A 12444-nucleotide genomic window follows, 5' to 3' on the forward strand; every position below is an offset into this window, starting at 1 on the left:
GGCGAACATCCCCTCTGTTCACCACACGCCTTTGAGGTGTCAAGCAAGCGAAAACCGATGGTGATATACAAATAAAAAAAAGTCGCAACGATGAAAACAAACAGCCACATAAAAGGTCAAAGCGAAGCTCAAAGCCTCAGGTTCAACCAAATAAAAAAGGTTGCAAAGGTGGTGGCTATCATCATCGGAGTAATAATCGGAACTCTGGTGTGGGCGATGGTCAAACCTGTAATCCGAGGTGCGGGCTGGGTAATATCCATTATAACCGCAATAATGATAATCTTTTGGTTATTCACCCTTTAATATAACACTGATATGGCTACTATGAAATCCAACAACTACAATCGGAAAAACGAAATGTCGTGTCGAGGAAAAACGAAACGTAGTCGATTAAGCCGGTTGAAAAAGTGTTAAAATCAAAACGAAACGTAGTGAAGTTTTAACACACAACGCGAAAATCAACACAAAAAAAGAAGCATCACCAACGAGGTAATGCTTCTTTTTTTTTGTGTTGATCCAACTAATAACCGCCGATCGCGAAAGTCGTATCAAGAGTAACTGCGAGGCGCACGAGGCCGTCAAACGTGGGATTATCTCGACCTCCCTCGATGCGGCTCAATCTCGAATATGGAATCCCGGTCAACGCGTCGAGATCTTTAAGTGTCAAACCTTTTGCAAGCCTGGCGGCTTTAATGTTCTCGCCAAGCTTTTTGCGTGCGACAATCTTAAGCTGCACGGGGGCGTCGTTAAGCAGACGAGGTAGTCCGTTGACGATAAACCCCGGAGTATCGGTATCATTAACGCGCCACTCGGTAGCTTGGATGTATGCGCCGAGATCTTTGTATAGCGCCAAAACATCAAACGACTGCCAGTCGCGCGGGGTGAACATCCACTCCTCATTGTCAGGGATGACAAATGGCACAATTGTCAATTGTGGCCCCGGATCAGAATAAAGCCAAGCAACAACCGTTGTAACCCCCGGTTCGGGGTGCTCCTCAAGCGCAATATGAGCCGAAAAGAAGCTTTCGTCGAAGGACGTCACTCGATTAAGTAATTCTTCGTCAGTCATTATTTATCGAATAATTAGTATTGTTTAACTATATCGGGACTTTGCGTCGCTTTCGGCGCGACCATTCTCGTAATCCATCCATCTGTAACACTCAATCGCGGGTTATATTGCCTCGCAATCTCTTCGCCGCGATTGAGTTTTCTGAGTTGATGGATGTAGGATTGATTATCTCACAGCCTCGTGCTTGACAGTTGAGAGTGCGCGGGGACCGGTATAACCCTCTACGATAGTGCGGCCGCCGTGTGCGTTGAGGGCAGAGATCAGCTCGCTTTCGTCGGCGATGGCAAATTTCATGGTTACGTCGCGTTTGCCCTCCCATGTGGTTTTGTACTCGAGTGTGAGATACTTGATATTTTTTGCCACGATGGTCCACTCTGTCGAATTACTCTCGCGGTCGTTGTAGATTACGTTTGCCATTTTATTTGTTCCGAGTTTAGACTGCTGGATCCGCAGTGTTTGGTGTTGTTTTTTGATTACGATGCAAAGTTACAAAACCTTTTGAATTTATCATATATAGTAAATTATTTTTTTTGAAAAAAATCTTGGCTGTTAAGGCGTCCTCGTAGATGCGCAGCACATCACACTGCATTATAGAGCATTATATCGGAGTAGCGGGCGCTGTAATTAACGGTGGCCGCAACATCGCTCCGGATAGCCTCGGCAAAAATATTGCCTACCCCTGCATTGCGTCCGAGCCACTCGCAGAGCTCCACGATTGACGATTTGGAGCTTGTAAAATAGATGTAGCGCTGACCGGCGAGCGACGCGATCACGTCGAGGTAGTCACTCAACCCCCACGACATGTTATATGTGCTTACATCCGTGGAGAGATATGGCGGATCAGCCAAAAACACTACATCCGGACGGTTGCGATACCGTGCCACAAGCTCGCGGTAGTCGCAACTCGTGATGGTCAAGCCGTCGAGGTAGCCCGCTGCGCCGTATGGTGACGAGACTACATTATTATATAAGGTCTGCTTTGACAGCTCCTCGTACGATGTCGCCCGCTTGCCCGGAAAACATAGATTTGCCGCTAATGTGATATAATCGACATAGCCGGCCGCATCCTCTGCGGCAATCCTCTCCAGGATGCGCTCCCGCTGCGGGGATGCGATCCGTTGTGACTTGGATTTACCCCCCCCCCATTATGGTGCGTAAGTCGCTGATTAGCGCATTAGTGCGCGGTATATTGTCGAGACGCGTGCGATAGTCGTCGAAGTCGTTGTAGATCACTATGGCGTCGGGACGCTCCCGCTTGGCGATATGCGAGAGCAATCCGGATCCGCCAAAGAGGTCGACAAAGATCCGGGCGTCGCGGATCTGGCCCAGCACGCGGCGAAACTCGCCGACATAGCGGCGCTTTTGGCCCTGGAAAGGGAGCGGCGCCGACTTGTATATCTTAGTCATTATAATAGTATTTGAGCACTGTTTGAGTGGTGGTTAAACATTGAGTGTGTACTTGACACCCTCCTCACCATCGAGCATCCTGCGCGTAGCCTCGATATTGGTGTCGTAGATGTGTACGTTGCCGAGGTTGAGCGTGATCGAGCGCAGGGGCAGCTCTATCTGTCGCGACATGAGGTAGAGGTGGTAGAGGTCGGATGGCAATCCGAGGCTTGCGTCGGAGCTGCGTTGATACGCTGAGATCACAAGCTCCCCATCCTCGATCTGATACTGGATCAGACTCAGGCAGGGCGCCTGATTTGTCGGCGCCTCGGTTGCGCCCAAAAACAACACGTAATTTTTTGAGTTGCGCTGCTCCCGGTTGATGCGATCGATCAATACGGGCAGCTTGGCCATATAGGTCGGATAACTGTTGATCAACGTCTGTCCGCAATAATCCCACCAGTCGATCCCGGCGGCCCTATAGCGCTCGATGTCGCACTCTCCGGCCATATATAATGACAACTCCGCCTTGAGTTTTTTGCGGGCGATGCCGTGTGTCTCAAAAATCTCGAGCAGATCGCCCGGCGTGAGCGACAGCTGCTCATTGATGAGGTATGTTATACCTCCCTTTTTGTTTTGCTGATGGCGGCCTTGGTTTAGGATCCTGATCAGCAGTTGGTGATATTTGTTAATCCTCGTCATTTTGTTGTAGGTTTGGGTTATTTTATGTACTTTTGTGTATCTGACCACATACATATGCGACACACCGCAGTCAAAGGCATATAGCCCTCGGCCGTGCGGCGTGTCGCATATATGTTAGTATGTGGGCAGATGCTACTAACAGGCCGGGGGTTTATTTTTTTGCCCCCCCCGGGAGGGCTATTGTGGATTACTCCCCGGTAATGCCGAGCAGATCCTGCAGGTAGACTATGTGTCCGGCTGTCCAGTCGGGAGCACAGTCAGGCAGCGCCAGGAACTCGTCCATAGTCATCGGCTTGGCGACGGTCAGCGTCACCTCTGCGTCGAGATTGGGCTGGATGGCGGTACGCACAGCCTCGTTATACTCATCGACGAGCAGCTTATACTGTGCCTCCTCGTCAGGGGTGCGCGATCCCTTGCCGGCAAGATCGTCAAAGCCCTCCGGCTTGAGCTTTTCGCGCGCCTCCTTTAGAGCCTCGTCAAACGGTTTGCGCGCCTGCGAGATGGCGCAGATTGTACGGGTGAGCGCGGCGCGCTGGGCGATCGTCAGTTTGCCGAGGGGTAGGCTGTTGAGCTGATCGCTAACATTCAGCAGTTCATACATTTTCATGCCTCTACCCCTCCTTCCTCGCAATCCGCGATAAATCCGTTTATGGCGTCGAGCGTCGCAGTCTGATCCGGGCATGTAGCGTCAAACTCTACCGTCAGACCCCCGCCCATGTAGCGGCGAAATGTAGCGACGCTGTGGCCGTCAAGCGTCGACACTACTCCCGCGTCGATACTCTCCACGGTGTTGTCCGCTCCGATTCTCACGCTTGCCGAGATCCGATACTCGCGATTGTCGTCGTGGTCATTGTTGACTTGATAGGTGGCTGCCACCACCTGCACTTTGTTTTTGTTCATAATTTATTGTTTTGAGGTTAGTTATTGTATTGTTATTGTTTTTTGCCCCTCCCACCAGAGGGTGGTTGCCGATGTGCCGGACATCGAGTGTATCTGCATACGTATGTTGTAGGTTGACCCGGCCGCGGGTGCAGGCGGACCCATGCGCAGCTCATTCCACGTAAAATCCAAATTAGTAGATGAGTACTGTGGCATCGTGAATGTTTTTGAGTTGCTGCCGCAGCCGGCGACATCGACAAAGAGCCGATAAGTCGTGCTTGATGTGTTGCGGTTGGAGTTGATCACAAACCTGATACCCGTGCTAATCTGCGTCAACGATGCCACATACACGCGCCATATGCTCTCGTTGCCTCCGCTTGGCGAATCGTCAAACACCGTGTAGGTGGCCGATTTGCCACATGCGTCATACAGACCGATAGCCTGTGGCAGCACCCACGCCGGATTGCCGTCGTTGGTCAGACACCAGTTATGCAAGTCAAAATGATCTCCAGCCAAGACTCCCGCCAAAAACACAGACACGGTCAGCGGCCATGATCCGTTGGTCGTTGGCAGCAACTGGGCGGCATCGCCAAGCGTGCCACGCTCCATACCTATGTAATAGCGCTCGTGCCACGCTCCGTTGTGATACAGCGGCGTAACGTCCCGCGTGTCCCAACATTTGAGCGCCCTCACCGCATGTGTCGTGCCGCCTTTGCGAGTCAGCATAAGACAGGGGTTAGCGTTGGCCAGCGAAAATGTATCCATGCCCGACTGCCGCATAAAAGTCAGGATCTCGTCCAGATTGATGCCGCCGTTATTGTTGGTATTGTGCACAATCCGACATGCAAATGCCTGCTCCGCCTGACACTGTATCTCTGTGCTCAACTCTGACGCAATCGGCGTAATCCTTGCGGCTTGATTATACCCGCGGAAATCTCCTATGCGCCACGGCTCCTCCGCGCCACCTTGCGGCCTGAGATACTCAAACGTCGCGTTATGTATGTCAGCCAAACGACCATATACAGTACCCATGCGGATGCCAAAATAAATACCGTTGTTGGTTTGCTTGGGGTGGCCGATGCGCTCTGCATCGGTCAAGTCAAAATTTTTTGGGTATATGGTGGGTTTGTTGCGTGCTTGCCAGTTGATTTTATCGCTGCGACAGAGCACACTCGCTGATGTTGAGCTTTCGCCGAGCGTTGCCCTGACCACCTCTGCAAATTTTACGCCTGTATTACCTATTGCACTCATGTTCTGTCCTCCAATCTTTTAATCCTCTCCTCGTGGTCAATTATCTGCGCCTCCAGCACGGCCACGAGGTTGCCATAGTTGAGGGCGAGCCAATGATCAGCTCCGCCGGTGTCAGTCACAAGCTCCGGGTATCTTTGCTGCACCTCCTGCGCCAAAAAACCGATACACCGCTTGCCGTCCTTGATGTAGGTGCGCGGGGTGATAAATCCGCGGTTGCGCAACGTCTGCACGTCTGACTTGAGGCGCGCGTCGGAGTAGGCCGTCACGTCGCCGGAGGCCACGAGGTGGCCCGGCAGGTAGGTGTTACCGCTGCCATCGAGCAGCGTCAGCGTGCGCGTGATCGTCGCAAACTCGCCGGTGTACTGACGCACGTAGATCGGCTCTGTGCCGTCATCGGCCGTCGCTATCTCCACCCATCCGGCATTTGACGCCGACCCACCGCAGCGGATGCGAAAAAAGTCATTATCGGCCATTTTTTGATACAGCAGATTGCGCGCGTTTGCGCCGGTAAGCGGGTCAAACGTCAGACCTCCTCCACACCCCGCCTCGCCGTTAAAGCTGTTACCCCAAAGGCTGCGCGCTGTCTGTAGTTTGGTGGCGGATCCCGCATTATAAGCCCAGATGTTACGGTTAGTAATCAGAGTATTCCACCCGCCTGCGAAACGGTTGGAGTCTATCTTTTTACGATAGCGGATGTCTGTCTCGTCGGGATATGTTGTGTATAGCTCCAACGATGACGCACTCGCTCCGATGTTACCAAACGACACCAACAAGCCCGATGCAGCTCCGTAACCGTATATATAAGCGCCAGGGGCGAGATTTTGAAACGCGGTTCCGTTAAAGTAATCGCTTGATATATAACCGGCGCCATGTCTAAAAAAATCCCATCTGTGATGGCCATCGAGCAGATCGGCATTAAGACCACTGGTGTGGCCGTGGTTGCCGGAGTCCCAGATCTTGTATTGTACGCCATTTGTGCGACGATATGCAGCCGTCGCGGAGTTAGCGGTCTCAAGCTCGACAGTCGGCCAGTTGGGCGATCCAAAGATAACACGGGACTCATTCACATTAGCCCATATCACATTGGAGTACGCACCCGCGGTGTTGTACTGAGTGTACAGCACACAGTTGGTTGCGCTGTGCGCAATACGCAGCGGCCCCGTCATCGTGTCGCCGGTGATGTTGACATAGCGATCATCGAGGATGGAGGAGTAGTTTGCCGAGTCGAGGATGGTAGTCCACGGGGACCACGTGATAGCGCTGTCCCTGCAGTTGCGGTAATACAGATTTGCGTGTCCCGCGTCCGTGCCCGACCATCCCATAAGCAACTCGCCCGCGCCCGCCATCGCCGATCCTTGCACCGCCAGCACATTGCCATAAGCGGTAGGATAGCCGTTGTTATACGCCTCATACAGCCTCACCCCCGCGCCATGCTTGTCGCCGCTGATGGCCGTGAGCCACCCGTTAGAGCGCAACACCCTCGACTCGGTGGCATATGGTATCGTAATATTATTAACCGCGCCGTTCTTTGTCCATGTCAGATAGTTGCCCGATGTGCCGAGGGCGGTCACAAATGTCTTTGTCGTCCATTGATTGAGCCCCAAAGGCGTAATCATCCCTGAGTCAGTAGTTGCGGTTGTCACCTCTGCCGCCCTCCAGAGCGTTTGCACCGACCCATCGGCCATAAGTACCTGCGAGGCCGTGCCGTCCGGCTTGGCAAATTTGGACGCCACGAGGCCTTGATGTGCGCCACCAAATGTACCCGCGCTCCCCTCCAAGAGATGGATATTGCCCCATACGTCCATGACCGCCTTAGTCCATCGGCGATTGCTGACATGCCACATGACCTGCGGATGGTGGTGGATATCGTCCTCAAAGCTGCCATTGACCGTGATGCGATGACTAAAATCCGTATCGTTCCACGTAAACCGCTTGTGCCCGCTGATCTGCTGCTCGGTGTCGAGCGTCACGTAGTTGGCCAGCACCGACTCGTCGACGCCACCCGCCGGAGCAGGACCGTTGACCCAGTGCTGACCGTCCCATTTGAGCACATCGCCCGCCGCAAGCGAGCCAAGCTGCACATCGCCGATACCTCCGAGTGTACTACCCAGACCGCCGGTCCCGTAAGCTGTGACGTCGCCGACACTGGCAAGGTGCGACTTGGCCAATATGTACCACCCGCCGCCATCTGTATCAACGCGCTCAAACATCGAGTCAAACTCCGCACGTGTCAGCAGGTGCGATATATCCTGGTGCTCCGTCAGGTAATGCTGTGCTATCACCCATGCCTCTGTGGCATAGCCCTTATCCTCTACCCACGACTGCGTGGCATAATCGGCCAGCGAGGGGATATCGCTCAACTTGGCATACCGGTTGGTCTGCAGGTATGCCGCAAGAGCCGTCTCGTTGAGTCCTGTATCTATTGTCCTATTGACCCAATGCCGACCATCATACTTGAGGATCTGCCCGGCCTTGGGATTGGTCAATATCACATCATCGAGGCAGCGCAGCTCCGTAACCCCGCCGCCCGTCGATCCGCCTCCGCCAGGACCGCCATTGCCATACGCTGTAACATCGCCCACGCTCACGAGGTGCGACTTGGCCCGGATGTACCAACGCTCGACACCCTCGGCGTCGACACCCTCGCTAACCCGCTCAAACATCGAGTCAAAGAGCTCTCTGTCGAGTTTGCCGGCGATGTCGCCATACACCTCGTTATAGCTGCTGCCGGAGCCCGCGGTGACTACAGACGCGCCTCTCCTGCGGGCGCGCCTCTCGGTCGCGGCCACCGCCGCAGTCCTTACGTTGTATTGTTTTTTGCTCATTGGTCAGCCTTGCGTTGTTTTGGTTATCTCGACACCCTCATAGCTATCGCCGACAAAGCGCACCATGCGGATCTCGCTTGTGTCGGCCGCGAGGTTTTGACGATCCGACAGCATTATATATCTCTCTCCTGGCGCCGAGGCGTCAGTCATAGCCGGCATATCCGGCACAAGCTCCGCCGTGCCGCTCAGCACCGTATTGTGTCCGGCATACTGGCTGTATGCCGTGCCGATCAGCAGCCGCTCGATGCGGTCGGTGACTCCGGCGCGGGTCATGCGTCGGATCTGCCGCCCGTCGCCGAGTGTCATCATAGCTCTTGACGTAGGGAGCGCCCGGTCACCCGGAGTACCTACGATCGTATCGATAGACAGCTCCTCCTTTGCAGTCCGCACTATATATGCACTATCCTCGAGATCGCTCCCGGTCAGATCCTTGCCGCTCGATTTGACGAGGTCGATTTTGGGATTACGGTAGGCCAGCCACCGCAAATGGCTGACAAACTTATCCCATGCGTCAGACTGCCGTACTGCTGTATTTGGCAGCCACCCATCTGACCCATCGACAATGACGCCAAACCCCTTGCCGACCCACAGCTCAACAGACCCCACACACGGCGGCATGGGGATATAATAGCCGTCGCCGCGCTTTTTCATAGTCTTGGTCGTAGCCTTTGGATCGCCGATACTCTGACGGTTTGCAACCCATCCTCCTACAGGCGATTTACCATTCCAGTCGTCCCAATCGTAATACTGTAGCCAACAGATGTTTTTAGCTAAATCGGCGGCTGTATAGGGTATCCATTGCCCCTCTCCGCCGGTGTAGGAGTAGGAGCTGACAAAGCTGTCGTTATTGTACAGGTATGCGATCTCGCCATCGATATTGCGGCACACGATCTGCACGGGGATACGCACAGACGCCGGGATGTCGAGCGCCTTGCCGTATTGCGTGCCGCCATTGTCGGCGCCCGCATCCTCAAACGGATTGTAGCGAGTGTCGAGGAGCAGGTCGAGCGACACCCGGAGCTGCGCCCCGGTATAGACTTCGCCGCCCGCCGATGATCCTACATACACAGGCTGATACGGATCTAATGACAGATGGCGCCGCGTCTTGGCGATCGGGACAAACGTACCCGATGTCATGGCAGTCGGCCAGTTGTCGCCATCTCGCGTGATCATACACTGATAGCCGGATCCGAGCGCCTTGAGCCCCATGTATTGCCACACGACCCCGGCGGTATCGCTGCCGCTCCATTCCGCATCCATGCGGCACACCAGCGCACCATTGCATATCTCGAGCTGCGGATGTTGCTCCTGTCCGGAGGCCACCCTAAACCCCGGCGATCCTATCGCCTGGTGATCGCGCTCACCGGTGTAGTACAGATCTCCGGCCGATCCCTTAAGCACCTCGTCATGCTCGAGGGATCCGTCACAGCCATTGGCGTCGGAGTAGGTCGACAGCAGCACCTTGACCTTATTATAGGTCACATCGACACCCATCCGGGCGTCATTGCTGATCCAGCAGACCTCCGTCGACGGCCAGGCGGACGCCGCGTTGAGGTCAAATATATGTACCACGCCATTGCGCTGCACAAGGCGGAGAGCAAACGGTCTCAACACCTCCTCGAGCACCTCGCGGCATGTCATGGGCTCGCCATCCTCGTCGTAAAAATTGGCGGTGTTGACATACAGATCCGATAGCGACAATGGCTCTTTGGCGTCAGGCAGCGACGTGCTGATCGATATAGCCTGCTCCATGTCGGCTATTGCAGTGCATAACAGGCAATGACGGATAACATCCTCTATGGTATGGCGGCCGGTCAAGTCGAAATCGGTGCGGTCGGCCGGGCCGAGATCTGACGCCGTGACCTCCACCACGTAGCCGCTCGACGTAGAGTATGGCTCCTCGTACAGCTCCGTGTCGATAGATCCGCGCCAGTACAGATCGTCGTTGCGGTATATATCGACGCGCCATGCGCCCTCCTCCACGGTGTACAGCCCCACAAACTCCCGGTCGCTCTCCGAGACAAGGCGCAGCGTCAGAGCGGATCCCTGCACCGGATCAAGCTTGGCCACCTCCGCCCACTCGATCATGGCCGGAGCGTCAAAATCCACACTGATCTCTCTGGCGACGTTATTGCCCTCTCCCCATATCTCGATACGGTAGCACGCCTCGCGTCCGGCATGGATCGCCGGGCGATTGCCAAACTCCGTGTAATATGTCAGTGTCTTGCTCATCGTGTACGCTCGTTGTATCTGTTGACATTGTTAAGGACTCCCACCAGCCTGCGGCCATCGATCACAAACTCCACGCGGCCGGCCATGACACCTCCCGCCGGATTGATCAGGGAGCGCAGCTTATCGAGCGGCGCCACCACCTCCGGATTATTGGAGGCGCCGGCATACTCGCCAAACAGGCCGAGAGTCGGGCCGTAGGCTATACCGCCATCTGCAAATTTTGGGATTGCCGCAAATGACGCGAGCACCCCGGCTATAGCCGCTCCGGCGAGGATCCATCCCACGACGGGAGTCTGCGCGGCGCTGTTGGCGGCATTGCCGGCTGCCACGGCCATAATAGCGGGCAGCGCCCTGGAGCAGGCATCGAGGACGGAGGCGCCCCACTGGAGCCATGCGCCGGCACTCTCGCCGGTGAGCCGGGTTACGGATTGGAGCATGTCGCTCACGCCGCCGAGTCCCTGCTGCGCAAGCCGCGATACGGGTACCAGCCCCTCGATCTCCTGTTTTTTGCGCTCATGTCCGTCGCCGAGGATCTGATCGGCGCCCGGTAACTTGATCTTTGACAGATCCGGCGGAGTGACGCCATATTTGCTCAAGTCTATTTTTGCGCCATGGTCAGGCGTCGCCGGGATGATCTGATCAGCCTTAAGCGGCTTTGTCTCCAGACGGATCTCGATGATCTTAAGCTGTCGCTCCAGCGCCTTGATCTCGCGGTTTATCCGGACCTGCGCGCCGGGGTCAGGCTCGAGCTGCAGCTGTGCCTTTTTGATCGAGATAGCCTTATTGATGTCCGCCATGGAGCGCGGATCCTCCGGCATCTCGGCAGCCGCCTGCAGCGCCTTGATCGCCTCCTGCTGACGCTTTAGACCTGCGACAGCCCGGGATATGCGGGTGATCTCCGCCTCCTGTGATGGCGCGAGATTTTTGAGCTTACTCTCATAGTAGGTGATATTGTTGGCGAGCTCATTATACGTCCTGGCATTGGCTATAAGGCTTTTGCCGTCGTATTTGGGAGGGTTGGTCGGACCACCTCCGTTGAGGCCGTTGACAGTCTTTTTGCCAGCCTCCTCGGCCTTGTCGGCCGCCTCTTCGACTGCCTCACCGTAGCCGGTGACGGCCGCGGCTGCGCCCTTGGCTGCATTGCCGGCCGCCTCGAGCTGATCAGCCTCATCGACACCCGACAGGCGACGCACCCACTCCCACGCCGTCTTAACGGCGCTCGAGAGCTTGTCAAACGCCGGCGCCAGGTAGTCCATCACAGCTCCCACGATCTTTGTGTGGATCTCATAGAGCGCCTCAAACGCCTTGACCAACAGCGACCATACAACCTCGGCTACATCCTTGATTATCGGATAAACCGCGTTAAACGCCTTGACCAGTAGCGCCCATATAACCTCGGCGACATCCTTGACAGTCGCCCACATCCGGTCGCACGACTGCCGAAACTCCTCACAGTTGTTGTAGGCATACACTATCGCGGCAACGAGAGCCGCAATAGCCATCACCATCAGGCCGATCGGGTTTGCAGATATTGCGGCATTGAGCGGATGCTGTACGGCTGTCCATGCCGCAGACGCCACCTTGGCGAGCCGCATCCCCTTTGCGAGTTGTGCGATACTCATTACCGCCATCCCGGCGTTAGCGGTAAGGTCTAGCACCGGGCCGGCCACCTTTGCCGCAGACCCCGCCCAGTCGGTCATCGACGCTATCGCATTGTTGAGTTTTTGAGCAAACGAGTCATTTGACTCGCTCATAATCTCAAATGCCTCGTCGATAGCGCCTGTACTGTCTGCCATCGCCTGTATATTGGCCGCGAAGACATCCTTTTGCTCGCCGGTTAGCGAGCCCAGCAGGCGCAGCGCCTCGGCACTGCCAAACAACTGACCGTAGATCGTCTCCGACAGCTGTCCCGACTTGGCCGCATACGCCTGTACCGATGTATCGAGCTGCGTCAAAAAATTGGCAAAACCACCCGCAGCCTTGACCGAGGCTGCGTCAAAGCGGATCCCCATAGCCTCGGCCGCCTTGCTCGCCTCCGATGACGGCTTGATCAGCGAGTTGAGCACCGCGGCAAGCTGTGTGCTGACCTCCGAGGTGTTG

9 protein-coding genes and 2 pseudogenes are annotated in these 12444 nt (G+C 55.5%); 1 reads left to right on the plus strand and 10 read right to left on the minus strand.

What is annotated here, in order from left to right:
- Positions 1-90 precede the first annotated feature (90 nt).
- Positions 91-303, plus strand: coding sequence for a hypothetical protein (locus tag C5O24_RS07085; protein ID WP_107681638.1), 213 nt, complete (start codon positions 91-93; stop codon positions 301-303).
- A 217-nt stretch (positions 304-520) separates the two neighbouring features.
- Here C5O24_RS07085 and C5O24_RS07090 read toward each other — a convergent pair whose 3' ends face one another.
- The 10 genes and pseudogenes from C5O24_RS07090 to C5O24_RS13990 form a co-directional block, all read right to left on the minus strand.
- Positions 521-1069 (minus strand): helix-turn-helix domain-containing protein, encoded by a 549-nt coding sequence (locus tag C5O24_RS07090; protein ID WP_107681639.1) that lies wholly within the window; start codon positions 1067-1069, stop codon positions 521-523.
- A gap of 165 nt (positions 1070-1234) precedes the next feature.
- On the minus strand, positions 1235-1486 hold the full coding sequence (locus C5O24_RS07095; RefSeq protein ID WP_107037106.1) for a hypothetical protein: 252 nt from the start codon (positions 1484-1486) through the stop codon (positions 1235-1237).
- 161 nt (positions 1487-1647) lie between these two features.
- Positions 1648-2476: pseudogene (locus C5O24_RS07100) on the minus strand (DNA adenine methylase).
- A 33-nt stretch (positions 2477-2509) separates the two neighbouring features.
- Positions 2510-3157, minus strand: a complete 648-nt coding sequence (locus C5O24_RS07105; RefSeq protein WP_205961079.1) for a thymidylate synthase — start codon at positions 3155-3157, stop codon at positions 2510-2512.
- 187 nt (positions 3158-3344) lie between these two features.
- The gene (locus C5O24_RS07110; RefSeq protein ID WP_107681640.1) at positions 3345-3764 is read right to left on the minus strand and encodes a hypothetical protein; all 420 of its coding nucleotides are present in this window, start codon (positions 3762-3764) and stop codon (positions 3345-3347) included.
- Positions 3761-4057, minus strand: coding sequence for a hypothetical protein (locus C5O24_RS07115; RefSeq protein ID WP_107681641.1), 297 nt, complete (start codon positions 4055-4057; stop codon positions 3761-3763). Before C5O24_RS07115 ends, C5O24_RS07110 begins: the two co-directional genes overlap by 4 nt.
- Before the next feature lie 21 nt (positions 4058-4078).
- Positions 4079-5287 (minus strand): hypothetical protein, encoded by a 1209-nt coding sequence (locus tag C5O24_RS07120; RefSeq protein ID WP_133165493.1) that lies wholly within the window; start codon positions 5285-5287, stop codon positions 4079-4081.
- The gene (locus C5O24_RS07125) at positions 5284-8112 is read right to left on the minus strand and encodes a tail fiber domain-containing protein (protein ID WP_107681643.1); all 2829 of its coding nucleotides are present in this window, start codon (positions 8110-8112) and stop codon (positions 5284-5286) included. The genes C5O24_RS07120 and C5O24_RS07125 overlap by 4 nt, the downstream gene beginning before the upstream one ends.
- 3 nt (positions 8113-8115) lie before the next feature.
- The gene (locus tag C5O24_RS07130) at positions 8116-10344 is read right to left on the minus strand and encodes a hypothetical protein (RefSeq protein ID WP_107036661.1); all 2229 of its coding nucleotides are present in this window, start codon (positions 10342-10344) and stop codon (positions 8116-8118) included.
- Positions 10341-12444: pseudogene (locus C5O24_RS13990) on the minus strand (hypothetical protein); the annotation flags it as partial. The pseudogene C5O24_RS13990 and the gene C5O24_RS07130, both read right to left, overlap by 4 nt.

The organism is Paramuribaculum intestinale (assembly GCF_003024925.1).
Classification (GTDB): Bacteria; Bacteroidota; Bacteroidia; order Bacteroidales; family Muribaculaceae; genus Paramuribaculum; species Paramuribaculum intestinale.